General features: G+C 62.5%; 26 protein-coding genes. 15 read left to right on the top strand and 11 right to left on the bottom strand.

The annotated features are described in order from the left end of the window. Positions 1-120 precede the first annotated feature (120 nt). The 4 genes from coxB to OGV19_RS23550 are packed head-to-tail and all read left to right on the top strand — an operon-like array spanning position 121 to position 4,354. Positions 121-1,248 (top strand): cytochrome c oxidase subunit II, encoded by a 1,128-nt coding sequence (gene coxB / locus OGV19_RS23565; RefSeq protein ID WP_264310874.1) that lies wholly within the window; start codon positions 121-123, stop codon positions 1,246-1,248. Between the two features lie 43 nt (positions 1,249-1,291). Next, the gene (gene ctaD / locus OGV19_RS23560) at positions 1,292-2,881 is read left to right on the top strand and encodes a cytochrome c oxidase subunit I (protein WP_264310873.1); all 1,590 of its coding nucleotides are present in this window, start codon (positions 1,292-1,294) and stop codon (positions 2,879-2,881) included. Between the two features lie 2 nt (positions 2,882-2,883). Beyond that, positions 2,884-3,450 (top strand): cytochrome c oxidase assembly protein, encoded by a 567-nt coding sequence (locus OGV19_RS23555; protein ID WP_264310872.1) that lies wholly within the window; start codon positions 2,884-2,886, stop codon positions 3,448-3,450. Between the two features lie 16 nt (positions 3,451-3,466). Further along, entirely contained in the window at positions 3,467-4,354 is an 888-nt protein-coding gene (locus OGV19_RS23550) for a cytochrome c oxidase subunit 3 (protein WP_264310871.1), read from the top strand. A gap of 150 nt (positions 4,355-4,504) precedes the next feature. On the opposite strand, the gene OGV19_RS23545 is transcribed toward OGV19_RS23550, so the two are convergent. Continuing rightward, on the bottom strand, positions 4,505-4,708 hold the full coding sequence (locus tag OGV19_RS23545) for a twin transmembrane helix small protein (protein ID WP_027591992.1): 204 nt from the start codon (positions 4,706-4,708) through the stop codon (positions 4,505-4,507). A gap of 51 nt (positions 4,709-4,759) precedes the next feature. Between OGV19_RS23545 and OGV19_RS23540 the strand changes: the two genes are divergently transcribed. From OGV19_RS23540 to OGV19_RS23520, 5 genes are read left to right on the top strand one after another with little or no spacing between them, the layout of a single operon-like run. Next, positions 4,760-5,497, top strand: a complete 738-nt coding sequence (locus OGV19_RS23540; RefSeq protein WP_264313994.1) for an SURF1 family protein — start codon at positions 4,760-4,762, stop codon at positions 5,495-5,497. Further along, positions 5,466-6,047, top strand: a complete 582-nt coding sequence (locus tag OGV19_RS23535) for a PA_0111/PP_0108 family redox-active disulfide protein (RefSeq protein ID WP_264310870.1) — start codon at positions 5,466-5,468, stop codon at positions 6,045-6,047. The genes OGV19_RS23540 and OGV19_RS23535 overlap by 32 nt, the downstream gene beginning before the upstream one ends. A 9-nt stretch (positions 6,048-6,056) precedes the next feature. After that, positions 6,057-7,130: a COX15/CtaA family protein gene (locus tag OGV19_RS23530; RefSeq protein WP_264310869.1), complete on the top strand. Its 1,074-nt coding sequence runs from the start codon at positions 6,057-6,059 to the stop codon at positions 7,128-7,130. Further along, the gene (gene cyoE, locus OGV19_RS23525; RefSeq protein ID WP_264310868.1) at positions 7,115-8,008 is read left to right on the top strand and encodes a heme o synthase; all 894 of its coding nucleotides are present in this window, start codon (positions 7,115-7,117) and stop codon (positions 8,006-8,008) included. Before OGV19_RS23530 ends, cyoE begins: the two co-directional genes overlap by 16 nt. Then, positions 8,005-8,637: an SCO family protein gene (locus tag OGV19_RS23520; protein WP_033702518.1), complete on the top strand. Its 633-nt coding sequence runs from the start codon at positions 8,005-8,007 to the stop codon at positions 8,635-8,637. The genes cyoE and OGV19_RS23520 overlap by 4 nt, the downstream gene beginning before the upstream one ends. A gap of 562 nt (positions 8,638-9,199) precedes the next feature. On the opposite strand, the gene OGV19_RS23515 is transcribed toward OGV19_RS23520, so the two are convergent. From OGV19_RS23515 to OGV19_RS23505, 3 genes are all read right to left on the bottom strand, one after another. Continuing rightward, a complete protein-coding gene (locus OGV19_RS23515; protein WP_264310867.1) occupies positions 9,200-9,970 on the bottom strand; it encodes a MetQ/NlpA family ABC transporter substrate-binding protein in 771 nt (256 codons plus the stop codon). A gap of 64 nt (positions 9,971-10,034) precedes the next feature. Then, positions 10,035-10,706 (bottom strand): methionine ABC transporter permease, encoded by a 672-nt coding sequence (locus OGV19_RS23510; protein ID WP_264310866.1) that lies wholly within the window; start codon positions 10,704-10,706, stop codon positions 10,035-10,037. Further along, the gene (locus OGV19_RS23505) at positions 10,706-11,713 is read right to left on the bottom strand and encodes a methionine ABC transporter ATP-binding protein (protein WP_264310865.1); all 1,008 of its coding nucleotides are present in this window, start codon (positions 11,711-11,713) and stop codon (positions 10,706-10,708) included. Before OGV19_RS23505 ends, OGV19_RS23510 begins: the two co-directional genes overlap by 1 nt. A 226-nt stretch (positions 11,714-11,939) precedes the next feature. On the opposite strand from OGV19_RS23505, the gene katE reads away from it, so the two are divergent. Next, positions 11,940-14,084 (top strand): catalase HPII, encoded by a 2,145-nt coding sequence (gene katE, locus OGV19_RS23500; RefSeq protein ID WP_264310864.1) that lies wholly within the window; start codon positions 11,940-11,942, stop codon positions 14,082-14,084. Positions 14,085-14,152: 68 nt separating this feature from the next. Here katE and OGV19_RS23495 read toward each other — a convergent pair whose 3' ends face one another. From OGV19_RS23495 to zur, 4 genes are all read right to left on the bottom strand, one after another. Next, the gene (locus tag OGV19_RS23495; RefSeq protein ID WP_264310863.1) at positions 14,153-14,860 is read right to left on the bottom strand and encodes a PA5502 family lipoprotein; all 708 of its coding nucleotides are present in this window, start codon (positions 14,858-14,860) and stop codon (positions 14,153-14,155) included. Between the two features lie 127 nt (positions 14,861-14,987). Beyond that, entirely contained in the window at positions 14,988-15,770 is a 783-nt protein-coding gene (znuB, locus tag OGV19_RS23490) for a zinc ABC transporter permease subunit ZnuB (protein WP_264310862.1), read from the bottom strand. Continuing rightward, complete coding sequence (gene znuC / locus OGV19_RS23485; RefSeq protein ID WP_264310861.1) at positions 15,763-16,536, bottom strand: zinc ABC transporter ATP-binding protein ZnuC; 774 nt, start codon at positions 16,534-16,536, stop codon at positions 15,763-15,765. Before znuC ends, znuB begins: the two co-directional genes overlap by 8 nt. Further along, on the bottom strand, positions 16,533-17,018 hold the full coding sequence (gene zur, locus OGV19_RS23480) for a zinc uptake transcriptional repressor Zur (RefSeq protein ID WP_264310860.1): 486 nt from the start codon (positions 17,016-17,018) through the stop codon (positions 16,533-16,535). The genes znuC and zur overlap by 4 nt, the downstream gene beginning before the upstream one ends. An 18-nt stretch (positions 17,019-17,036) precedes the next feature. On the opposite strand from zur, the gene OGV19_RS23475 reads away from it, so the two are divergent. After that, a complete protein-coding gene (locus tag OGV19_RS23475) occupies positions 17,037-17,990 on the top strand; it encodes a zinc ABC transporter substrate-binding protein (RefSeq protein ID WP_264310859.1) in 954 nt (317 codons plus the stop codon). Positions 17,991-18,101: 111 nt separating this feature from the next. Here OGV19_RS23475 and OGV19_RS23470 read toward each other — a convergent pair whose 3' ends face one another. Together OGV19_RS23470 and OGV19_RS23465 are read right to left on the bottom strand one after the other, a co-directional pair. Next, on the bottom strand, positions 18,102-19,052 hold the full coding sequence (locus tag OGV19_RS23470; RefSeq protein ID WP_264310858.1) for a homoserine kinase: 951 nt from the start codon (positions 19,050-19,052) through the stop codon (positions 18,102-18,104). 69 nt (positions 19,053-19,121) lie between these two features. After that, entirely contained in the window at positions 19,122-19,409 is a 288-nt protein-coding gene (locus OGV19_RS23465) for a DUF2782 domain-containing protein (protein WP_264310857.1), read from the bottom strand. A gap of 74 nt (positions 19,410-19,483) precedes the next feature. Between OGV19_RS23465 and polA the strand changes: the two genes are divergently transcribed. Beyond that, the gene (gene polA / locus OGV19_RS23460) at positions 19,484-22,234 is read left to right on the top strand and encodes a DNA polymerase I (protein WP_264310856.1); all 2,751 of its coding nucleotides are present in this window, start codon (positions 19,484-19,486) and stop codon (positions 22,232-22,234) included. 361 nt (positions 22,235-22,595) lie between these two features. Here polA and yihA read toward each other — a convergent pair whose 3' ends face one another. Beyond that, entirely contained in the window at positions 22,596-23,228 is a 633-nt protein-coding gene (yihA, locus tag OGV19_RS23455; protein WP_264310855.1) for a ribosome biogenesis GTP-binding protein YihA/YsxC, read from the bottom strand. 201 nt (positions 23,229-23,429) lie between these two features. Between yihA and OGV19_RS23450 the strand changes: the two genes are divergently transcribed. The 3 genes from OGV19_RS23450 to dsbA all read left to right on the top strand — a co-directional run bounded on the left by OGV19_RS23450 (position 23,430) and on the right by dsbA (position 25,183). Next, positions 23,430-23,732: a c-type cytochrome gene (locus OGV19_RS23450; protein ID WP_186655332.1), complete on the top strand. Its 303-nt coding sequence runs from the start codon at positions 23,430-23,432 to the stop codon at positions 23,730-23,732. 31 nt (positions 23,733-23,763) lie between these two features. After that, complete coding sequence (locus OGV19_RS23445; RefSeq protein ID WP_264310854.1) at positions 23,764-24,381, top strand: c-type cytochrome; 618 nt, start codon at positions 23,764-23,766, stop codon at positions 24,379-24,381. Positions 24,382-24,550: 169 nt separating this feature from the next. After that, a complete protein-coding gene (dsbA, locus tag OGV19_RS23440; RefSeq protein ID WP_264310853.1) occupies positions 24,551-25,183 on the top strand; it encodes a thiol:disulfide interchange protein DsbA in 633 nt (210 codons plus the stop codon). Positions 25,184-25,188 lie beyond the last annotated feature (5 nt).

Genomic DNA, 25,188 nt, shown 5'->3' with positions numbered 1-25,188 from the left:
TGATGAGGCCCGTCTGCTTTTGCAGGGGCTCGGTCGTCGAAGCCAGGCAGTCTTGACCGCCGTTCCCTCTTGCCGCAGGCCACGCCTCCGGGACAACAAGAATTAGAAGGGGAACCCGCAATGATGCGACATCCACATGTCTGGATGGGCCTCCTGTTGTGGACGGTTTTAGGTCAGGCCAACGCAGCCTGGACCGTCAACATGCACCCGGGGGCGACGGAAGTCTCCAACGCCGTCTTCGACCTGCACATGACCATTTTCTGGATCTGCGTGATCATCGGCATCGTGGTGTTTGGCGCGATGTTCTGGTCCATGGTCGTCCACCGCCGTTCCACCGGCCAGCAGGCTGCGCATTTCCACGAGCACACCTGGGTGGAAATCATGTGGACCGTGGTGCCGTTCCTGATTCTGGTGGCCATGGCCATCCCCGCGACCAAGACCCTGATCGACATCTACGATGCCAGCGAATCGGACATCGACATCCAGGTCACCGGCTACCAGTGGAAGTGGCACTACAAGTACCTGGGCCAGGATGTGGAGTTCTTCAGCAACCTGGCCACCCCCGCCGACCAGATCCATAACAAGGCCCCCAAGGACGAGCACTACCTGCTCGAAGTCGACCAGCCGCTGGTGCTGCCGGTGGGCGCGAAAGTGCGCTTTCTGGTAACCGCCGCCGACGTGATCCATTCCTGGTGGGTGCCGGCGTTTGCGGTCAAGCGTGATGCCATCCCAGGCTTCGTCAACGAGGCCTGGACGCGCATCGAGAAGCCCGGCATCTACCGTGGCCAGTGCACCGAGCTGTGCGGCAAGGACCATGGCTTCATGCCGGTGGTGGTCGAGGTCAAGTCCAAGGCCGACTACGACACCTGGCTCGGTGAGCGCAAGGCCGAGGCGGCCAAGCTCAAGGAGCTGACCAGCAAAGAGTGGACCCTCGACGAGTTGGTTGCGCGAGGCGACAAGGTCTACCACACCACCTGCGTGGCCTGTCACCAGGCCGAAGGCCAGGGCCTGCCGCCGATGTTCCCGGCCCTCAAAGGCTCGAAGATCGCCACCGGGCCGAAGGAAGGCCACCTGAGCATCGTCTTCCACGGCAAGCCTGGCACGGCCATGGCCGCGTTCGGCAAACAGCTCTCGGAAGTCGATATCGCCGCCGTGGTCACCTACGAGCGCAACGCCTGGGGCAACAACAAGGGCGATATGGTCACGCCGAAGGATGTGCTGGCGCTCAAGCAGGCAGAAGCGCAATGAACCGGGTTACGCGCGGCAATCAATGGATTGCAGGAGACAGGACATGAGTGCAGTGATCGACGACCACGCCCACGGCCATGAGCACGCCCACGGCCCGGCCAAGGGCTTGATGCGCTGGGTGCTGACCACCAACCACAAGGACATCGGCACGATGTACCTGTGGTTCGCCTTCATCATGTTCCTGCTCGGTGGCTCGTTCGCCATGGTGATCCGCGCGGAGCTGTTCCAGCCGGGGCTGCAGATCGTCGAACCTGCGTTCTTCAACCAGATGACCACCATGCACGGGCTGATCATGGTATTCGGCGCCGTGATGCCGGCCTTCGTCGGCCTGGCCAACTGGATGATCCCGCTGATGATTGGCGCGCCGGACATGGCCCTGCCGCGGATGAACAACTTCAGCTTCTGGTTGCTGCCGGCGGCTTTCCTGCTGCTGGTCTCGACCCTGTTCAGCCCTGGTGGCGGGCCGAACTTCGGCTGGACCTTCTACGCCCCGCTGTCGACCACCTATGCCCCGGCCAGCGTGACCTTTTTCATCTTTGCCATCCACCTGATGGGCATCAGCTCGATCATGGGGGCGATCAACGTGATCGCCACCATCCTCAACCTGCGTGCCCCCGGCATGACCTTGATGAAAATGCCGCTGTTCGTCTGGACCTGGCTGATCACCGCGTTCCTGCTGATTGCGGTGATGCCCGTACTGGCCGGTGTGGTGACCATGATGCTGATGGACATCCACTTCGGCACCAGCTTCTTCAGCGCGGCCGGTGGCGGTGACCCGGTGCTGTTCCAGCACGTGTTCTGGTTCTTCGGCCACCCCGAGGTGTACATCATGATCCTGCCGGCCTTCGGCGCGGTCAGCTCGATCATCCCGGCGTTCTCGCGCAAGCCGTTGTTCGGTTACACCTCGATGGTCTACGCCACCGGGGCGATCGCCTTCTTGTCGTTCATCGTCTGGGCGCACCACATGTTCGTGGTCGGCATCCCGGTGGTGGGCGAACTGTTCTTCATGTACGCCACCATGCTCATCGCCGTGCCCACTGGGGTGAAGGTGTTCAACTGGGTCAGCACCATGTGGGAAGGGTCGCTGACCTTCGAAACGCCGATGCTGTTCGCCATCGCCTTCGTCATCCTGTTTACCATCGGTGGGTTCTCCGGGTTGATGCTGGCCATCGCGCCGGCGGACTTCCAGTACCACGACACGTACTTTGTGGTTGCGCACTTCCACTATGTGCTGGTACCGGGGGCGATCTTCGGCATCTTCGCCTCGGCCTACTACTGGCTGCCGAAATGGACCGGGCACATGTATGACGAAACCCTCGGCAAGCTGCACTTCTGGCTGTCGTTCGTCGGCATGAACATGGCCTTCTTCCCCATGCATTTCGTTGGCCTGGCCGGCATGCCACGGCGTATTCCGGACTACAACCTGCAGTTCGCCGATTTCAACATGGTCTCCTCGATCGGGGCATTCATGTTCGGCGCCACGCAGATCTTCTTCCTGTTCATCGTCATCAAGTGCATCCGTGGCGGCGCGCCGGCGCCGGCCAAACCCTGGGACGGTGCCGAGGGCCTGGAGTGGTCTGTCCCCTCGCCTGCGCCTTACCACACCTTCCAGACGCCACCGGATGTGAAATAGCCATGAACGGCCTGTCGCTCAAACGCCTGGTCACGCGCCTGCTGATGCTGACGGTGGTGATGTTCGCCTTCGGTTTCGCCCTGGTGCCGATCTATGACGTGATGTGCAAGGCCTTCGGCATCAATGGCAAGACCGGCGGCCAGTATGAGGGCAGCCAGGTCAGCGACCCGTCGCGTTCGGTGCGGGTGCAGTTCATGTCGACCAACGCCAGCGACATGGTCTGGGACTTCTACTCCACGGCCGACCAGATCGACGTCAACCCGGGTGCGGTCAACCAGATGATCTTCGTGGCCCGCAACCCGACCGACCGGCCGATGAGTGCCCAGGCGATACCCAGCATCACCCCGGCCGAGGCCGCGGCGTACTTCCACAAGACCGAGTGCTTCTGCTTTACCCAGCAGGTGCTGCAGCCCGGCGAACGCATCGAGATGCCGGTGCGCTTTATCGTTGACCGCGACCTGCCGGCCAGCGTGAAGCACCTGACACTGGCCTACACCTTGTTCGACATCACCGCTCGCCACCCGCCGGTCGCGCATGTTGCGGCCCAGGACGTCCAGGGCGCCCGTTAAGGGAAGGAGAACAGCAATGGCAAGTCATGAGCACTACTACGTTCCGGCGCAGAGCAAGTGGCCGATCATCGCGACAATCGGCATGTTCATCACAGTGTTCGGCCTGGGCACCTGGTTCAACGACATGAAGGCCGGGCACCCCGACTCCCATGGGCCGCTGATTTTCTTCGTCGGCGCGCTGTGCCTGGCCTACATGCTGTTCGGCTGGTTCGGTGCGGTGGTGAAAGAGAGCCGTGGTGGGTTGTACAGCCCGCAACTGGACCGCTCGTTCCGTTGGGGCATGAGTTGGTTCATCTTTTCGGAGGTGATGTTCTTCCTGGCCTTTTTCGGTGCGCTGTTCTACGTACGCGTACTGGCCGGGCCTTGGCTTGGCGGTGAAGGGGCCAAGGGCGTCGCGCATATGCTGTGGCCGAGCTTCGAGTTCGCCTGGCCGTTGCTGCATACCCCGGACCCGAAACTGTTCCCGCCGCCCAAGGAGGTTATCGACCCTTGGCACTTGCCGCTGATCAACACCATTCTGCTGGTCAGTTCGAGTGTGACCATCACCATTGCCCACCACGCCCTGCGGCGTGATCACCGGGGCGCGCTGAAACTGTGGATGGCACTGACCATCGTGCTGGGGATCAGCTTCATCACGTTGCAGGCCTACGAGTACCACGAGGCTTATACCAAGCTGGGGCTGACGCTGGGGTCGGGGATCTATGGCGCGACCTTCTTCATGCTCACCGGCTTTCACGGTGCCCACGTGACGCTGGGCACGATCATCTTGATCGTGATGTTCGTGCGTATCCTGCGCGGGCACTTCAACCCCGACAAGCACTTCGGTTTCGAGGCGGCCAGCTGGTATTGGCACTTCGTCGATGTGGTGTGGGTGGGGCTGTTTATCTTTGTTTATGTGCTTTGACACATGTGGGAGCGGCCTTGTGTCGCGAAAGGGCTGCACAGCAGCCCCAGGGGCTTAGCACAAATGCATAAATTGCTGGGGCTGCTGTGCAGCCCTTTCGCGACACAAGGCCGCTCCCACAAAGGCGGGGCCAGTCAAGGCGATATAGGTTCAAAACGGGGCGTGTGACACCAGTTGGCCACTGATGAAACCGTAGGCCACCAGCCCTATGGTCAGAGCCGCCAGGGTCACGCGCACGGTCAGTGCCTTCAGCAAGCGGGTCGAGTTTTCATCGTCCTTGACCAGGAACACCAGGCCACTGAACAGGCTGGCAACCGTGGCCAACAGCATCAGGACAATCGCGGCCTTGAGCATGGCGCTTCTCCGGGGGGATGCGGTGATGTGGATAAGTATAGCGAGGCGCCTGTGAAGCCGTTTCGCCCAGGCTGGGTACCGACCCTGGTGGTGCTTGCGCTGCTGCCGGGGCTGGTCGCGCTCGGCTGCTGGCAACTGGGCCGCGCCGACGAAAAGCGCGCGTTGCTGGCGACCTATGCCGAGCGCAGCCTTGATGCGCCACTCTCCACTGCCCAGTTGCAGCACAGCGATGATGCCGCTTACCGCCGCGTGCACCTGTACGGCCGTTTCGATGGCGAACACAGCCTGCTGCTGGACAACCGCATGCGCGACGGCGAGGCCGGTGTCGAGCTGTTGCAGCCCTTCCATGACCAGGCCAGCGGCCTGTGGTTGCTGGTCAATCGCGGCTGGTTGCCGTGGCCGGACCGCCGCGTGCCTGTGCACGTTGATACCCCGTCGCAGCCCTTGGCCCTGGATGCTTCGGTGTATGTCGCGCCTGGCAGCACCTTCCAACTGCGCCCGGACCCCATCGGCGGGCAATGGCCGCACCTGCTGACTGCTATCGATGCCGCGCAGCTATGGCAACAGCTTGATCGCGAAGGCTTCGCCCACGAACTACGCCTGGAGCCCGGCCCGGCGAGCTATCGCCTGGGCTGGCCGGTCGTCGCCATGGGCCCGGAAAAACACGTGGGCTACGCCGTGCAGTGGTTTGCCCTGGCTACCGCTCTGGTTCTGCTTTACCTCTATTTCGGCTGGCACCAAAACAAGGAGAAACGCCATGGCCACCGCCACTCCACTGGACCTGCCTGAACGCAGCAAGCCCCGAGCCCGTGGGCGTTTGCAGCTGATTCTGATTTTGCTGGTCGTGCTCGGCCCGATGATCCTGGCCACCAGCATGTACAAGCTCAAGTTCTGGGTACCGGAAGGCCGCAGCTACCACGGCGCGATGATCGGCAACGGCGAAAGCCGCAGCGATATCGGCATCGACGGCCAGGACGCGCGCTGGCAAGTGTTGGTCAGCACCCCCGAGGCCTGCGCCGAAGACTGCCAGCGCCTGGTGTACCTGACTCGGCAGATACAAGTTGGCCTGGGCCGTGATGCCGGCCGCGCCAGCCACGCGCTGGCTGCCGCGCAGCCGTTGAGCGGCGACTACCAGGCGTTGCTCGGCCGTGAGTACCCGCAGTTGCAACGCTACCCGCTGGATGCTCAGCGCTACCTGAACAAGGTCGGTGAGCTCGGCCCGCAGCTGTGGATCGTCGACCCGCACGGCAACCTGGTGTTGCGCTACGACGCCAAGGTCAACGGCAAGCACGTGCTGGACGACCTGCGCCACCTGCTCAAGCTGTCCAACATCGGCTAGGAGCCTGTCATGGCCAGACCTGGAATGCGCCTTGCTGTGTTCGCCACCCTGCTGGCACTGGTGGTCGTTTTGCTCGGTGCCTATACCCGCCTGACCCACGCGGGCCTGGGCTGCCCCGATTGGCCAGGCTGCTATGGCTTCATCAGTGTGCCCAAGACCGACGCCCAGCTGGCCCATGCCGAAGTGCATTTCCCCGAGCACCCGGTGGAAGCCGCCAAGGGCTGGGCCGAGATGGTCCATCGCTATTTCGCCGGTACTCTGGCGCTGGTGATTGCCTGGCTGGCCTTGCAGGCCGTGCGCCGGCATGCGCGTGATGGCCAGCCCTACCGCTTGCCGGTGCTGTTGCTGGCGGTGGTGTTGGCCCAGGCGGCGTTCGGCATGTGGACGGTAACCCTCAAGCTCTGGCCGCAAGTCGTCACCGCGCACCTGCTGGGCGGGTTCACCACCTTGAGCCTGCTATTCTTGCTGTCTCTGCGTCTATCTCGGGCCTTTGCGCCGTTGCCGAAACTACCGCTGAGCCTGCGCCGGATCGCGGCCCTGGCGTTGCTGGTGGTGATCGGCCAGATCGCCCTGGGTGGCTGGGTCAGCGCCAATTATGCCGCGGTCGCCTGTATCGACCTGCCCACCTGCCATGGCCAATGGTGGCCAGCGGCGGACTTCAGCAACGGCTTCCACCTGACCCAGCACGTCGGGCCCAACTACCTGGGCGGCCAACTGGACAGCGATGCGCGCACGGCCATCCACATCAGCCACCGGCTGGGCGCCTTGCTGGTCAGTGCGGTGCTGCTGATGCTGAGCTTCAAGCTGTACCGCTGCGGCCTTTCTGGCCTGGCGCGGCTGGTGCTGTTGGCCTTGGCCGTGCAGGTCGGCCTGGGCATCAGCAACGTGCTGTTCCACCTGCCGCTGGGCGTGGCAGTGGCCCACAACGCGGGTGGGGCCATGCTGTTACTGAGCATGGTGCTGGTGAATTATCGCATCCGCGTGGTCGATAAAGTGCGCGTCGGCCATGGCTGGCGCCTGACACCGGTGGTGGGCGTGGATATCTCCCACCCTATGAGGAACGATTCGTGGCGACGCTTCTAAACGCACAGCGGGCAGGTTGGCGCGACTATCTGGAACTGACCAAACCCAAGGTGGTGGTGCTGATGTTGATCACCTCCCTGGCAGGCATGTTCCTCGCCAGCCGCGCAGGCGTTGCCTGGAGCGTGCTGTTGTTCGGCAACCTGGGCATTGGCCTGTGTGCGGGTGGCGCGGCGGTGGTCAACCACATAGTGGACCGGCGCATCGACGCCTTGATGGCGCGCACCCACAAACGGCCGCTGGCCACAGGCCGGGTCGCGCCGCTGCCCGCGCTGGCCTTTGCATTGGCCCTGGCATTGCTGGGCATGGCACTGCTGCTGGTGTTCACCAACGCCCTGACCGCCTGGCTGACTCTGGCTTCGCTGCTGGGCTATGCGGTGCTCTACACCGGCTTTCTGAAGCGTGCCACGCCGCAGAACATCGTGATTGGCGGCCTGGCCGGCGCGGCGCCGCCACTGCTTGGCTGGGTGGCGGTCAGCGGCCATCTCAGTGCCGAGCCCTTGTTGCTGGTGCTGATCATCTTCGCCTGGACCCCGCCGCACTTCTGGGCCCTGGCCATCCACCGCAAGGCGGAATACGCCAAGGCCGATATCCCGATGTTGCCGGTGACCCACGGCGAGCGCTACACCGCGCTGCATATCCTGCTCTACACCCTGATTCTGCTGGCGGTGAGCCTGCTGCCCTATGCCATCCACATGAGCGGCCCGTTGTACCTGGCGTGTGCCCTCGCCCTGGGCCTGCGCTTCCTGCAGTGGGCCTGGGTGTTGTACCGTGGCAGCCGGCCGCACGCGGCGATCGGCACCTTCAAGTACTCTATCGGCTACTTGTTCGCGCTTTTCATCGCGTTGCTCATTGACCACTACTTGTTGCTGAATCTATGACCCGAACCCAGAAAACCGTCTTCATCCTCGTCGCCCTGGTCGCGTTGATCCTGGGCCTGACCGTCAACAAGGTGCTCAATGGCCGCGATCAGCCAAACCCGACCGAACTGATCGATGCCGGCATCATCCTCTTGCCGCAGAGCCGTACGGTGGCGAACGTGACCATGACCAACCAGGACGGCCAGCCCGTGGCGCTGGATGATCTGAAGGGCAAGTGGTCGTTGCTGTTCTTCGGCTACACCTACTGCCCGGACATCTGCCCAACCACGTTGGCCCAGTTGCGTCAGGTGAAGAGCGAACTGCCCAAGGAAGCCGTGGACCGTTTGCAGGTGGTGCTGGTGAGCGTGGACCCGAATCGCGATACGCCGAACCAGCTCAAGCAGTACCTGGGCTACTTCGACAAAGATTTTGTCGGGGTGGCGGGGTCGATCGAAGACACCCAGAAACTGGCCAATGCCTTGAGCATTCCGTTCATTCCGGCCGATACCAGCAAGCCTGGGTATACCGTGGATCACAGCGGCAACCTGGCGATTGTCGGGCCGGATGGGCGTCAGCGCGGGTTCATTCGTGCGCCGTTCAACAACCAGAAGCTGGTGGCGCAGTTGCCGGGGTTGGTAAAGCGGGATTGATGCAGGCCTGAAAAGCTTCGCGGGGCAAGCCAGCTCCCACAACTACCCCACTGAGCTTGAATACGGTGAGTTGCCTGTGGGAGTTGCCGGGGTTGGTAAAGCGGGATTGATGCAGGCCTGAAAAGCTTCGCGGGGCAAGCCAGCTCCCACAACTACCCCACTGAGCTTGAATACGGTGAGTTGCCTGTGGGAGTTGCCGGGGCTGGTAAAGCGGGATTGATGCAGGCCTGAAAAGCTTCGCGGGGCAAGCCCGCTCCCACAACTACCCCACTGAGCTTGAATACAGTGAGTTGCCTGTGGGAGTTGCCGGGGCTGGTAAAGCGGGATTGATGCAGGCCTGAAAAGCTTCGCGGGGCAAGCCCGCTCCCACAGGTATCCCACTGAGCTTGAATATAGTGAGTTGCCTGTGGAAGTTGCCGGGGCTGGTAAAGCGGGATTGATGCAGGCCTGAAAAGCTTCGCGGGGCAAGCCCGCTCCCACAGGTACCCCACTGAGCTTGAATACAGTGAGTTGCCTGTGGGAGCGGGCTTGCCCCGCGAAGCATCCAGCGCAATTTAACGGCTTAGAACGCCGGCACTACCGCCCCTTTGTACTTCTCGAGGATGAACTGCTTCACCTCTGGCGAGTGCAGCGCGGCCGCCAGTTTCTTCATGTCTTGCGAGTCTTTGTTGTCCGGGCGGGCAACCAGGATGTTCACGTAAGGCGAGTCGCTGCCTTCGATGGCCAGCGCGTCCTTCTCAGGGTTCAGCTTGGCTTCCAGCGCGTAGTTGGTGTTGATCAGGGCGGCATCGACCTGGGTCAGCACGCGCGGGATGGTGGCCGCTTCCAGCTCACGGAACTTGATGTTCTTCGGGTTCTCGGCAACGTCCTTCACGGTCGACAGGATGTTTTTGTTGTCCTTGAGCTTGATCACGCCAGCCTTGTCCAGCAGCAGCAGGGCGCGGCCACCGTTGGTGGCGTCGTTGGGGATGACCACGGTAGCGCCGGAGGACAGCTCGTCGAGCTTCTTGATCTTGGCCGAGTAGACGCCCAGCGGCTCGATGTGCACGCCGGCAACGCTGACCAGCTGGGTTCCCTTGGCCTTGTTGAACTCATCGAGGTACGGCTGGTGCTGGAAGAAGTTGGCATCCAGGCGCTTCTCGGCAACTTGCACGTTCGGCTGGATGTAGTCGGTGAACTCCTTGACCTTCAGCTCTACGCCCTCTTTCGCCAACTGCGGTTTGACGAAGTTGAGGATCTCGGCATGCGGCACCGGGGTGGCGGCGACGGTCAGGGTATCGGCGTGGGCCGAGAAGGCCGCGACAGCGGCAGCGACAGCAAGCAGCTTCTTCATTGATCACTCCTTGTGAGGGCCGCGACGGCCCCCGAACGGGTCGGCCAGGCCGACCCCATTGGGGTTACTTACGGGAAAAATGCACGACCAGTTTGTCGCCCACGCTCTGCAGTACCTGAACCAGCACCAGCAACAGCACCACGGTCACGACCATGACATCGGTCTGGAAGCGCTGGTAGCCGAAGCGGATGGCCAGGTCGCCCAGGCCGCCCGCGCCCACCACACCGGCCATGGCGGTGTACGACACCAGGGTGATGGCGGTGACGGTGATGGCCGCGAAGATGCCCGGGCGGGCTTCCGGCAGCAGGGCACTGGTGATGATCTGGCGCGTGGTAGCGCCCATCGACTGGGTGGCCTCGATGATGCCGCGGTCCACTTCACGCAGGGCGGTTTCGACCAGGCGCGCGAAGAACGGCGTGGCCCCGACCACCAGCGGCGGAATGGCGCCGGCGACGCCCAGCGAGGTGCCGGTGATCAGCACGGTGAACGGGATCATCACGATCAGCAGGATGATGAACGGCAGCGAACGCAGGATGTTGACGACCAGCGACAGCAGCGCATACACACCCTTCTGCTCGAACATCTGGCGCGGGCCGCAGAGGAACAGCAGCACGCCCAGCGGCAGGCCCAGCAACACGGTGAAGAACAGCGAGCCGAACAGCATGGTCATGGTGTCGAGGGTGGCCAGCCAGATTTCGGCCCAATCGACGTTGGCAAAGAAATTCAGGGCGTCCATCAACGCAGTACCTCCATATGTACGTCAGCTGCCTTGAAGCGGTCGAATGCCGCTTCCATGTCGCCGCCGGTGACGGCCAGGGTCAGCTGCCCATAGGGGACATCCTTGATGCGGTCGATACGCCCGGCCAGGATGCTGTAGTCGACACCGGTTTCGCGGGCGACAGTGCCCAGCAGCGGCGCGTAGGTAGCGTCGCCCTGGAACGTCAGGCGCACGATGCGCCCCGGCACGTGGGCGAAGTCATCGCGCTGCTCGCCTTCATCGACCTGTTCGTCCTCCTGGACGAAACGCTTGGTGGTCGGGTGCTGCGGGTGCAGGAATACATCGGCCACCGAGCCCTGCTCGACGATCAGCCCGGCATCCATGACCGCCACGCGGTCGCAGACCCGGCGGATCACGTCCATTTCGTGGGTGATCAGGACGATGGTCAGCTTCAGCTCACGGTTGATCTCGGCCAACAGTTGCAGCACCGACGCAGTGGTCTGCGGGTCGAGGGCACTGGTGGCCTCGTCGCACAGCAGGATCTTCGGGTTGGTGGACAGGGCGCGGGCAATGCCGACGCGCTGCTTCTGGCCGCCGGACAGCTGCGCGGGGTACTTCTTGGCGTGGTCTTGCAAGCCGACGCGGGCCAGCAGCTCGGTGACGCGCTTGTCGATCTCGCTGCGCGACAGCTCGCCAGCCAGGGTCAATGGCAGGGCCACGTTGTCGGCCACGGTCTTGGATGCCAGCAGGTTGAAGTGCTGGAAAATCATCCCGACTTGCTGGCGGAAGCCGCGCAGCTGGTTGGCATTGAACGCGGTGACGTCCTCACCATCGACGATGATCTTGCCGCCCGAAGGCTCTTCGAGGCGGTTGATCAGGCGCAGCATGGTGCTTTTGCCAGCGCCGGAGTGGCCGATCAGGCCGAACACCTGGCCATCTTCGATGGTCAGGCTGGTCGGGTTGAGGGCGGGGATTTCCCTACCGGCGACGCGGTAGGTCTTGTGTACATGTTGGAACTCGATCACGTAGCGAACCTTGTGGGGCGCATGGAATTTTGGGTCAGCGGTTAGCTGGGGTGGCGCATTTTAGCCTTTTCCCATAGCTGTTCTTAGCATTTATTTCGTAATGCACCAACCCATCTGGCATAACGCGACAACCGGTAAAGCTTATTGAACGCAGGCAATCGCGCTCCAGTCACTACTTGAACAAGCCCTCACGGGCAAGCCTGATGACTGATGAGGAAAGCCGACCATGCCTAGCAAGAAAGTTGATGCGCCCAAAGAAAGCCAGGCCGCCGGGGTCAACAGCCCCGATCATGCCAATACCAATACCAAATTGCAGAGCCTGGAGGGTGTGCGCAGCGATGCTACGGGCCAGGCGCTGCGGACCAATCAAGGTGTGAAGATCGCTGACAACCAGAACAGCCTCAAGGCCGGGCCACGCGGGCCTTCGCTGCTCGAAGACTTCATCATGCGCGAGAAGATCACTCACTTCGATCATGAGCGTATCCCTGAACGCATCGTCCATGCCCGGGGCACCGGCGCCCATGGTTATTTCCAGAGTTACGGTAACCACGCCGAACTGACCAAGGCCGGTTTCCTGCAGGACCCCGAGAAGATCACCCCGGTGTTCGTGCGCTTTTCCACGGTGCAGGGCCCGCGCGGTTCGGGCGACACGGTGCGCGATGTGCGTGGTTTTGCCGTCAAGTTCTACACAGATGAAGGCAATTTCGACCTGGTAGGCAATAACATGCCGGTGTTCTTCATCCAGGATGCGATCAAGTTCCCTGACTTCGTGCATGCGGTCAAACCCGAGCCGCACAACGAGATGCCCACCGGTGGCTCGGCCCATGACACCTTTTGGGATTTTGTCTCGCTGGTGCCGGAGTCGGCGCACATGGTCATCTGGGCCATGTCCGACCGTGCGATACCTCGCAGCCTACGGATGATGGAGGGTTTTGGCGTGCACACCTTCCGCCTGATCAATGCCGAAGGGGTGGCGAGCTTCGTCAAGTTTCACTGGAAACCGCGCCAAGGCGTGCACTCGGTGCTGTGGGACGAGGCGCAAAAGCTTGCGGGCAAGGACACCGACTTCCACCGTCGCGACCTTCGCGAAGCGATCGAGACCGGTGATTACCCTGAGTGGGAGCTGGGTGTACAGATCGTGCCGGAAGCTGATGAACACAAGTTCGAATTCGACCTGCTCGACCCCACCAAGATTATCCCCGAGGAACTGGTGCCGGTTACGCCGTTGGGCAAAATGGTGCTCAACCGTAACCCCGACAACTTCTTTGCCGAAGTCGAGCAGGTCGCGTTCTGCCCTGGGCATATCGTGCCGGGCATCGACTTTTCCAATGACCCGCTGCTGCAGGGCCGGTTGTTCTCCTACACCGACACCCAACTGAGCCGCCTGGGCGGGCCTAACTTCCATGAAATCCCGATCAACCGCCCGGTGGCGCCGAACCACAATAATCAACGTGACGCGCTGCACCGGCAGACTATCCACAAGGGCCGTGCGTCTTACGAGCCAAACTCGATTGACGGCGGCTGGCCTAAAGAAACCCCTGCCGCTGCCCAGGATGGCGGCTTCGAAAGTTATCAGGAGCGCATCGATGCGGTGAAAATCCGGCAGCGCAGCGAGTCATTCGGTGACCACTTTTCGCAGGCGCGTCTGTTCTTCCAGAGCATGAGCCCCAATGAGCAGCAGCACATCATCAAGGCCTACAGCTTCGAGCTGGGCAAAGTGGAGCGCGAGCATATCCGCGTGCGTGAGGTGAACGAGATTCTGGCCAACATCGACCTGAAGCTGGCGGCGGCTGTGGCAGCCAACCTCGGCCTGCCTGCGCCCAAGGCTGGCACGGTGCAGGTCAAAGGCAGCAAGTTGGCGCAATCACCTGTCTTGAGCCAGATGAATCACCCAGGGGATGTCGGTATCAAAGGCCGCAAGATCGCTGTGCTGGTGGCCGACGGCGTGGATGGGGCGAGTGTCGATCAACTGGTCAAGGCGCTTGAAGCCCACAGTGCGCGCATTCTGGTGCTGGGGCCGAGTTCGGCGCCGGTTAAAACCGCCCAAGGCAAGCAGCTGCCGGTGGATGCGTCGATGGAGGGTATGCCTTCGATCATGTTCGACGGGATTCTGGTGCCGGCGGGCAAGGCGTCATTGGACGCATTGGGTGCCAGCGGCCTGGCCAAGCACTTCCTGCTTGAGGGCTACAAGCATCTGAAGGCGATCGCATTGGCCAAGGAAGGCAAGGCATTGCTGGGCAGCTTGGGGCTCAAGGAGGACAAGGGCCTGTTGCTGGGGGATGACCAGAAGACCGTGGATGCCTTTGTCAAAGCGGTTGAAGGGCATCGGGTGTGGGAAAGGGAGGCAGTTGCTGAAGCTGTGCCAGCCTGACAGGGCCTCTTCGCGGGGCAAGCCCGCTCCCACTGAGTAGGTGGGAGCGGGCTTGCCCCGCGAAGCTTTTAGCGCTGATGCGGGACCAGAACCACCTGGGCTGGCAGCTTGCGCTGGATTTCGTGCTTCTGCTTAAGCTCGAACCCGCTGTCGATCTTGTGCACCCGTTTTTCCAGCAGCGTCTTCAGCCAAGGCGCATCCTCGGTCCGTGGCACCTGGAACACCACATGGCACTGGTAGTTCACCACATCGGCAGCAATCTCATCGAGCTGGCGGCGCATGGCAGCAATGTCCGTGGTCTTCAGCGCAATCACGGTGCTCGGTGCGGTTGGGTCGATCACCCGCGCCTGAGGCTTCGCCTCGGCCGCCTTCAAGGCTGCCTCGGCCTTTTCCAATTCTGCTTTGCGCGCCTGGCGCACAGCATCGCCACCGGTCACCGCCGGGGCTTGCGGCATCAGCGCGCGGGCACGCGCCAGGGCAGTGGCAGCGGCGTTGACATCGCCTTTCTGCAAGACAATCTGGCTACGCTGCAGATACGCCTCGGCCAACTGCCGCTGGTACTGTTCCAGGCGCGGGTCAACGGGCGACTGCGCCTGCAAGGCAGCCAACTGGTCTTCGGCGGTAGCCAGCTCATTGCTGGCGATGGTCTGTTGCAACTGCTGCCAGGCATCGGCTTGAGCAGGTGCATCGGCCTGTTCGACCGGGGCACTGGAGCAGGCGGCCAGGAACAGGGATAACGCGGCAACAAGCAGATAACGGGAGGCAAACGGCTTCATTCCTGCGACTCTCTATTTGCGCAAAAAGCGAGCAAGTCTACACCCAGGTGCGCACGCTCGAAAACAAGTCTTACAGACCCTTTACCCGTGAAACGGTAACAGGGCGCGCCTTGACGCACCCTGGATTTCAGCGTTTCGGCAAGGCCAGGCTCAGCAAGAATAGCACTGCCGCGCAGACCACGATCGATGGGCCGGCGGGGGTGTCCTTGAACCAGGACATGGCCAGACCGCCACAGACCGCGGTCACCCCCAGCAGGCTGGCACCCAGGGCCATCTGCTCGGGCGAACGGGCGTGGCGTTGCGCCGCAGCGGCGGGAATGATCAGCAGCGAGGTGATCAGCAGCACACCGACGATTTTCATCGCCACGGCAATCACCACCGCGATCAACAGCATCAAGGCCAGGCGCAGGCCCGCCACCGGCAGGCCCTCGACCATGGCCAGCTCTTCATGCACGGTCACTGCCAGCAACGGCCGCCACAGCGCGGCGAGCAACAGCAGTACCAGTACGCTGCCACCGAGGATCCAGCCCAGGTCGGTGGGGCTGATGGCCAGCAGGTCGCCGAACAGGTAGGCCATCAGGTCGATGCGCACGTCGTGCATGAAACTCAGTACCACCAGGCCCAGGGAAAGCGTGCTGGGGGCAAGAATGCCGAGCAGGGTGTCGGAGGCCAGCGGCTGGCGTTGCTGCAAGGTCACCAGCAGGATCGCCAGCAGCAGGCAACCCACGGTCACCGCCAATGCCGGGCTCACGTCCAGGGCAAAACCCAGGGCTACACCGAGCAAGGCGGCGTGGGACAGGGTGTCGCCGAAATAGGCCATGCGCCGCCACACCACGAAAGACCCCAGTGGGCCGGCCACCAGCGCCAGGGACAAACCGGCAAGCAAGGCGTAGAGAAGAAAATCAGCCATGCTTGCAGTGCTCTCCGTGAACATGGGTGCCAGGGGCGACCACCGAGCCATGCAGGTCGTGGCTGTGGTCGTGATGGTGGTGGTAGACAGCCAGGCTTGGTGCGTTCTGGCCGAACAGCTCGACAAAGGCCGGGTCGTTGCTGACCTGCTCGGGGTGGCCGGAGCAGCACACATGACGGTTGAGGCAGACCACCTGGTCGGTGGCGCTCATCACCAGGTGCAGGTCGTGCGAAACCATCAGCACGCCGCAACCGTGGCGGTCGCGCAGGCGGGTGATGAGGTTGTACAGCTCGGTCTGGCCGACCACGTCTACGCCCTGCACCGGTTCGTCGAGCACCAGCAGCTGCGGCTCGCGCAGCAGTGCCCGGGCCAGCAGCACGCGCTGCATCTCGCCACCGGAAATCGTCTGGATGGGGCTGTCGATGACCTGTTCGGCACCCACTTCCTGCAGCGCCGACAAGGCAGCCGCGCGGTCTACGCCGGGCACCAGGCGCAAGAAACGCAGCACTGACAGCGGCAGCGTGGCATCCACCTGGATTTTTTGCGGCATGTAGCCGATGCGCAGCTTCGGCTTGCGCCAGACCGTGCCGCGGTGCGGCTTGAGCAGCCCGAGTACGGCGCGTACCAGGGTGGTCTTGCCTGCCCCGTTAGGGCCGATCAGGGTCACGATCTGGCCCGGTGCCACCGACAGGTCAATGCTGTCGAGCACCGCTTCGCCCGCGAAGGTGACACCCACCTGCTCCAGGCGGATCAGTGCGTCGCTCATGCCGCGCTCCGGCAGTTGCTGCACAGGCCGACCACTTCCACGGTCTGTGTCTCGACGTTGAAGCCGACGCCCTTGGCGCTGCTGATGATGGCGTCGCTGATGCTGTTCTGCTCCAGCTCGATGGCCACATGGCAGGCGCGGCAGATCAGGAACTGGCCCTGGTGCACGTGCTCTGGGTGGCTACAACCGATGAAGGCGTTGAGCGAGGCGATGCGGTGCACCAGGCCGTTGTCGAGGAGGAAATCCAGGGCGCGGTACACGGTCGGCGGCGCGGCGCGGCGGCCGTCCTGCTCGCTGAGCACGGCGAGGATGTCGTAGGCCCCCAGCGGCTTGTGGCTTTGCCATACCAGCTCCAGCACACGGCGGCGCAGAGCGGTCAGGCGCAACCCCTGGCGGGTGCACAAGGCATCGGCTTCGGCCAATGCGCTATGCACGCAATGGGAGTGATCGTGGGGGCGGTTGGCCAGCGGCGTGATGGACATGGGCAGCGACGGTTCTGGATGGAGACGTTATTATGTTACCTGTTTCTGTCGAGCCGAGTATTCACCGTGTCCCGATTCCTAGCCCTTTTTGTCGCTTTCATCGCATTTTCCGCCCAGGCCGACGTGCGTGTGCTGACCAGTATCAAACCGCTGCAGCAGATTGCCGCCGCCGTTCAGGACGGGGTGGGCCGCCCGGACGTGCTGCTGCCGCCTGGCGCTTCGCCGCACCATTACGCCCTGCGCCCCTCCGACGTACGGCGCGTCGCGGATGCCGACCTGTTGTACTGGATCGGCCCGGACATGGAAAACTTCCTGCCGCGGGTGCTGAAAGGGCGGGACAAAGCCACCGTCGCGGTGCAGTCGCTGACCGGCATGCAGTTGCGCCATTTTGGCGAAGACAGCCACTCGCATGAAGAAGCCGACCACGACGATCATGATCACGATCACCGCCCAGGTAGCCTGGACGCGCACCTGTGGCTGTCGTCGGTCAATGCCCGGGTAATTGCGGCGAAGATGGCGGCGGACCTGGCTGAGGCCGATCCGGCCAATGCCGCACGCTACCAGGCCAACCTGAAGGCTTTCGTCGAACGTCTGGATGCTTTGGATGGGCGTATCAAGGCGCGGGTGGCGGGTATTGCCGGCAAGCCGTACTTCGTGTTCCACGAGGCGTTCGATTACTTCGAAGCCAACTATGGCCTGAAGCACACCGGGGTGTTCAGTGTGGCGTCCGAGGTGCAGCCAGGCGCCCAGCATGTGGCCGCGATGCGTAAGCGCCTGCAGGAAGTGGGCAAGACCTGTGTGTTCAGCGAACCGCCGTTGCGGCCACGCCTGGCTGAGACGCTGACGGCTGGGTTACCGGTGCGGTTGGCCGAGCTGGATGCCTTGGGCGGCGATCCTGTGGATGCAAAGGGCTATGAGCGCCTGCTGGAGAAGCTGGGTGGCGACCTGGCGGGGTGCCTGGAGCAGCTCTAGGGTCTGCACTGGCCTCTTCGCGGGCAAGCCCGCTCCCACAGGTACACCACCGCTCGTGAGAACGGTGGAACACCGGTGGGAGCGGGCTTGCCCGCGAAGAGGCCGCCTCGGTTACAAGGCGAACGGCAGGTGCAAATCCACCTGCTGACGCTGCGCCAGGCGCACCTCGAACTCGCTCGGGTCATGGATCATCACATCCATCCCGGCAAACGACTCGGCCGCGATCAAACGCGACAGCCAGAAGCGCACACACCCGATCCGCAGCATCTCCGGCCACAGCTCGGCCTCGGCGGCGGTAAACGGGCGCAGCGCGGCATAGGCCCCCAGCAGCGCCTGGGCGCGTGGCACATCGATTGCCCCGTGCTCATCAATGCACCAGTCGTTCACGGTAATGGCGATGTCGTACAGCATCGGCCCGGAGCAGGCGTTGTAGAAGTCGATCACCCCGGTCAGGTGGGTGCCTTCGAACATCACGTTGTCGCGGAACAGGTCGGCGTGCAGGTTGGCCCGTGGCAAGGCCAGGATCTGCGCCTTGTGCGCGTTGATTTCGTCCAGCGCGGGTTGCAGCAGCGCCACCTGCTCGGCGCTAAGGCGCGGCATCAGCTCGGCGCCAGCGGCCAGCATCCAGTCCAGGCCCCGGTCGGTCTTGCGCTCGATGACGTGGTCACGGGTCGCCAGGTGGATGTGCGCGAGCAATTCGCCAACCTGGGCGCAGTGCTGATTGTTGGGCACCTTGATGTGCTTGCCCGACAACCGCGGCTGCAGCAGCGCAGGCTTGCCGCACAGTTCGCGCAGGCCATTGCCGTCGCGGTCACGCAGGGCGTAAGGCACGGGCATGTCGGCGGCATGCAGCACGTCGAGCAGCTCGATGAAGAACGGCATGTCTTCGCTCGGGCCGCGTTCGATCAGCGTCAGGACGAACTCACCCTGTTCGAGGCTTACGAAGAAATTGCTGTTTTCGGTGCCGGCGGCAATGCCCTGGAAGTCGAGTAGACGGCCCAGCTGGTATGGCGCCAGAAAGGTTTCCAGCTCAGGCCGGGTCACGGGGGTGAAGACTGACATGATGAAAAAATGCCCATACGGGCACTTCCGCCGGGAAGTGCCGGGTTGATGTGAACGATACGCGTCAGCTTACCACTCGAAGATCTTCCAGGACGGAATCAGCATGTCCGGCTGGTCGGAACGAATGAAATTGGCATCAGTGCCATCGGCGCGTACCAGAAAATAAGGCTTGCCGTTTTTCGGCGTGATCTTGATCGCATACAGGAAGCCGTTCTGGCGGTACTCCTGGATGGTTTTATCGCCTTCCGTGCGAATGGTCACCTCGGGATCGGCCGAGGGGGCGTCGTCCGCCGCCAGGGTGACGACTGGCATGGTTGCCAACAGACCGAGCACTAACAGGCGATTGAGTGTACGCATGATAACCTTGTCCCTTTGTCGTCATTGATCCGGCTATTCTAGCTCCGGACCCGCCGAAAAGGTTGATTCTGCTCATGAGCCAAGCGCCCCTCGTCCTGGTGGACGGTTCCTCCTACCTCTACCGCGCTTTCAACGCATTGCCGCCGCTGACCACCTCCAAGGGCATGCCCACCGGCGCGGTCAAGGGTGTGCTGAACATGCTCAAGAGCCTGCGCAAGCAATACCCTGACAGCCTGTTCGCGGTGGTGTTCGACGCCAAGGGCGGCACTTTCCGCGATGCCATGTTTGCCGATTACAAGGCCAACCGCCCGAGCATGCCCGATGACCTGCGGGTGCAGATCGAACCGCTGCATGCCAGCGTCAAGGCGCTGGGCTACCCGTTACTGTGCGTCGAAGGCGTGGAAGCCGACGATGTGATCGGGACCCTGGCGCGCAGCAGTGCGGCGCAGGGCCGGCCGGTGATCATTTCGACGGGCGACAAGGACATGGCGCAGTTGGTGGACGGCCATGTAACCCTGGTCAACACCATGACCGGCAGCGTGATGGATGTTGCCGGGGTGCACGAAAAGTTTGGTGTCGGCCCTGAGCACATCATCGATTTTCTGGCCCTGATGGGCGACAAGGCCGATAACATCCCGGGCGTGCCGGGTGTGGGCGAGAAGACCGCTGCCGGCCTGCTGACCGGTATCGGTGGCGGCCTGCGCGATGTGTACGACAACCTCGACAAGGTCCCAGGCCTGAGCATTCGCGGCGCCAAGACCTTGCCGGCCAAGCTTGAGGAGCACCGTGAGGCGGCGTTCCTGTCCTATGAGTTGGCCACCATCAAGCTCGACGTGCCGCTGGATATCGAAGTTGAGGCGCTGGTCTGCGGCGAGCCAGACCGTGATGCGCTGCTGGCGTTGTACACCGAGATGGAGTTCAAGAGCTGGGTCGCCGATGTCCAGCGCGAAGCCGCCAGGGCCGGTGCAACCGTGGCAGTGCCCGAAGAGGCGCCGGCAGCCAAGGTTGAACCGAAGTACGAGACGGTCCTCGATCAGGCCCGCTTCGACGCCTGGCTGGACAAGCTGCGCCAGGCGCCGCTGTTCGCCTTCGACACCGAAACCACCGGCCTGGACGCGCAACAGGCGCAACTGGTCGGCCTGTCGTTCGCGGTCGAGCCCCATGAGGCGGCCTATGTACCGCTGGCCCACGACTACGAAGGCGCGCCGGTTCAACTGGACCGGGAGGCCGTGCTGCTGGCGCTCAAGCCCCTGCTGGAAGACCCGGCCAAAGCCAAGGTCGGGCAAAACGCCAAATACGACATCAACATCCTGGCTAATGGCGCCCCGGCCATCGACATGCGCGGCGTGGCCTACGACACCATGCTCGAATCCTATGTGCTGGACTCCACGGCCACCCGTCACGACATGGACAGCCTGGCGCTGAAGTACCTCGATCACACCACCATCACCTTTGAGCAGATTGCCGGCAAGGGCGCGAAACAGCTGACCTTCAACCAGATCCCGCTGGACAAGGCCGGCCCGTACGCCGCTGAGGACGCCGACATCACCTTGCGCCTGCACCAGGCGCTGCAGGCGCGCCTGGCCAAGACCCCAAGCGTGCAACCGGTGCTGATGGACATCGAGATGCCGCTGGTGCCGGTGCTGGCGAAGATCGAGCGTCAGGGTGCGCTGGTGGATGCCGAATTGCTCCACGTGCAAAGCGGTGAGCTGGGCGTGAAAATGGCTGAGCTGGAGCGCCAGGCCTATGAGCTGGCTGGCGAGACGTTCAACCTCGGCTCGCCCAAGCAGTTGGGTGCGATCCTCTACGACAAGCTGGGCATGCCGGTGCTGAGCAAGACTGCCAAGGGCCAGCCGTCCACCGCCGAGGCGGTACTCGACGAACTGGCCGAGCAAGGCTACCCGCTGCCCGAAGTACTGATGCAGTACCGCAGCCTGAGCAAGCTCAAGAGCACCTACACCGACAAGCTGCCGGGGCAGATCAACCCACGCACCGGGCGTATTCATACCTCTTACCAGCAGGCGGTGGCCGCCACTGGGCGCCTGTCGTCTAGCGACCCGAACCTGCAGAACATCCCGATCCGCACCGCCGAAGGTCGGCGTATTCGTCAGGCCTTCGTGGCCAGCCCCGGCTATAAGCTGCTGGCGGCGGACTATTCGCAGATCGAGCTGCGCATCATGGCCCACCTGGCCAAGGACGAAGGGTTGCTGCATGCCTTCCGCAACAACCTCGACGTGCACCGCGCTACCGCTGCCGAAGTGTTCGGTGTGGCGCTTGAGGCTGTCACCACTGACCAGCGCCGCAGTGCCAAGGCCATCAACTTCGGCCTTATCTACGGCATGAGTGCCTTTGGCCTGGCCAAGCAGATTGGTGTCGATCGCAAGCAGTCCCAGGACTACATCGACCGTTACTTCGCCCGCTACCCAGGGGTGCAGGCCTACATGGAACGCACCCGCGCCCAGGCGGCCGAGCAAGGCTTCGTCGAAACCCTCTTCGGCCGTCGCCTGTACCTGCCGGACATCAACGCCAAGAACCCGGCCCTGCGCAAAGGCGCCGAGCGTACGGCGATCAACGCACCGATGCAGGGTACGGCTGCCGATATCATCAAGCGGGCGATGGTCAATGTGGACAACTGGCTGACCGAAAGCGGCCTGGATGCCCGGGTGATCCTGCAAGTGCACGACGAACTGGTGCTGGAGGTACGTGAAGACCTGGTCGAGCAGGTGAAAGATGAAATCCGCCTGCACATGAGCCGTGCCGCGCAGCTGGATGTGCCGTTGCTGGTCGAGGCAGGCATTGGCGCGAATTGGGACGAAGCTCACTGATTGAGCGGGCAAAGCTGTGTAGGATCTGCGACGTAGTGACGCGGATCCTGGCATGGCGAGATGCCATTAGTGCTGGAGCTTCATGAAACTATCGCAAATAGTTTTCAGGGGGTCGGAACTAAACCGGTGAAGCGGAACTCAGAGTAACTGAATGGCTGGTGAAGCCCTTCGATGCTCCTATGTTGTGTTAAGTGTTGGCAGATATCTGGACCCCGCCCTAGCGGTCCGGACTTGGACCCCGAACTTCCCCCTCCCCATACGAAGTCCGGGGTTTTTTTTGCCCGCAATTCCTGGTCTGTGCTGTCCTTGTAGGGGCGCCCCGGCAAGGCCGCCCCTACAAAAGGTAGGGCAATGCAGGCCTTCAGGCTGCCGGCTTGTCTTCCAGTTCCATCCAGCCCGCCAGCACGCGGTAAGCCTCTTCCAGCCCCAGGCGCTTGGGTGCCGAGAACAGCTGGATGGTCACAGCGTCCCCCCAACCCTTGCGGATCTCGGACTGCACCTTGAGCAAGGTGTTCTTGCCCGCGCCATGGGTCAGCTTGTCGGCCTTGGTCAGCAGGATGTGCATCGGCATGCCGCTGGCTTTGGCCCAGTCGAGCATCATCTTGTCAAAGTCGGTCATCGGATGGCGCACGTCCATCATCAGGATCACCCCGCGCAGGCACTCGCGGCTGCCCAGGTAGGCTTCCAGGTGGCGCTGCCAGTGCTGCTTGAGCGGAATCGGTACTTTTGCATAACCGTAGCCCGGCAGGTCGACCAATCGCCGTTCATCGTCCAGACTGAAGAAATTCAACAGCTGGGTGCGCCCCGGGGTTTTCGAGGTACGCGCCAGGCTGGCATGAGTCAGGGTGTTGAGGGCGCTGGATTTGCCGGCGTTGGAACGGCCGGCGAAAGCCACCTCGTAACCCTGGTCGTCCGGGCATTGTTCGACCTTGGCAGCGCTAAGGGCGAATGTGGCTTTCTGGCAGAGGCCGAGGATGGGGTTCTTGACTTGCATGGGATATCCGATGTGGGTGTTGCCTGACTCTGTAGGCCCGAGCCTGGCAAGCGGTGTCGTTTCCGTTTGGATGGCGGAAGTATATAATGCCCCAGTTTTTGTGTGCTCATTCTCCCAGCGAAGGAGAGCGAGCATGGGGTGTCGAACAATAGCTCGCGCATCAGAACGCAGCGCGGCCCCCAACCCTGAAGGTCGTTCCGCATGGCGAAATGGCTGCTTGCTGTCGGTATGTTCCTGCCGTTTTTCAGCGCACAGGCTACACAGGATCCCGAGGTGTTGTACAACCGCACGTGTGCGGCCTGTCACGCCGGACAGTTGCCACAGGCCCCCCAGCGGGGTGACCGGGCAGCGTGGGAGCCAAGGCTGGCGCAAGGTGTGGATGTACTCGTGAGGCATGTGACCCAGGGTTTCAAGGCTATGCCGCCGCGTGGATTGTGCATGGACTGCAGTGCCGAGGACTACCGTTTGGTCATCCTTTGGATGAGCGGCAGTCCCGATACATAACATTTCACCCTTAGCCGTGTTGGATTAGCTGATGAACAAACTAGTCGTGAGTCTGCTGTTGACCATGGGTGTCGCAGGTGCGGCCACTGCTGCGGAACCTATCAAAGGCGATGCCGCCGCCGGCCAGGCCAAGACGGCCGTCTGTGGTGCCTGCCATAACCCCGACGGCAATAGCCTGGCACCAAACTTCCCGAAACTGGCAGGTCAGGGCCAGCGCTACCTCGAAAAACAACTGCACGATATCAAGTCCGGCAAACGCACCGTGCTGGAGATGACCGGCATGCTGGCCGCCTTCAGTGACCAGGACCTGGCCGATATCGCGGCGTACTTCGCCAGCCAGAAAGGCAGCGTGGGCGCCGCCGATCCTAAGCTGGTCGAGCGTGGCAAAGCGCTGTTCAACGGCGGCGACCTGGAAAAAGGCATGCCCGCCTGCACCGGCTGCCACTCGCCGAATGGCGCAGGCCTTGCCTTGGCCGGCTTCCCGCACCTGAGCGGGCAGCACTCGCAGTACGTGACCAAGCAGCTCACGGACTTCCGCGAAGGCAACCGCACCAACGATGGCGATGCCATGACCATGCGCACCATTGCCGGCAAGCTGAGCAACAAGGATATCGAAGCGTTGGCCAGCTACATCCAGGGCCTGCACTGAGAGAAATTGGCGCATTAACATTCGGTTAATGTTGTAAGCCAAAGATGAAAGGGCGGCCGGACCGCCCTTTTTTACGTCCGCAGCCGTTACACTACAGAACTCGGGCCTGGCCCGGCCTGTCTCAATACAGGTCGCGTTGAGGCGACCCATGAATGCTCAGGAGTAAAGCATGCGTAAACTGATTCTCAGCGCTGCGTTGGTCGCCGCCAGCGTATTTGGTATGACTGCCGTACAGGCCGCCGAGCCTGTTGCCGGCAAGGAATATATCGAGCTGAGCAACCCTGTTCCGGTTTCCGTGCCTGGCAAGATCGAAGTGGTCGAGCTTTTCTGGTACGGCTGCCCTCATTGCTATCACTTCGAGCCGACCGTCAACCCATGGGCTGAAAAGCTGCCGGCTGACGTCAACTTCAAACGTGTTCCCGCCATGTTCGGTGGCCCATGGGACGCTCACGGCCAGATGTTCCTGACCCTCGAAGCCATGGGCGTCGAGCATAAGGTGCATGCCGCAGTGTTCGATGCCATCCAGAACCAGCGCAAGCAGTTGACCAAACCAGACGACATGGCCGACTTCCTCGCCACTCAAGGCGTGGACAGGGACAAGTTCCTCGCTACCTTTAACTCCTTCGCCATCAAAGGCCAGGTCAACCAGGCCAAGGAACTGGCGAAGAAGTACGAAATCACCGGCGTACCGAGCATGGTCGTCAACGGCAAGTACCGCTTCGACCTGGGTACCGCGGGCGGGCCAGAGGGCGTGCTGAATGTCGCTGACCAACTGATCGCCAAGGAGCGCGCCGCTAAGTAAGCGGC

Source organism: Pseudomonas putida, assembly GCF_025905425.1.
Classification (GTDB): Bacteria; Pseudomonadota; Gammaproteobacteria; order Pseudomonadales; family Pseudomonadaceae; genus Aquipseudomonas; species Aquipseudomonas putida_AF.
This window is presented reverse-complemented; position numbering and strand designations above follow the sequence as displayed.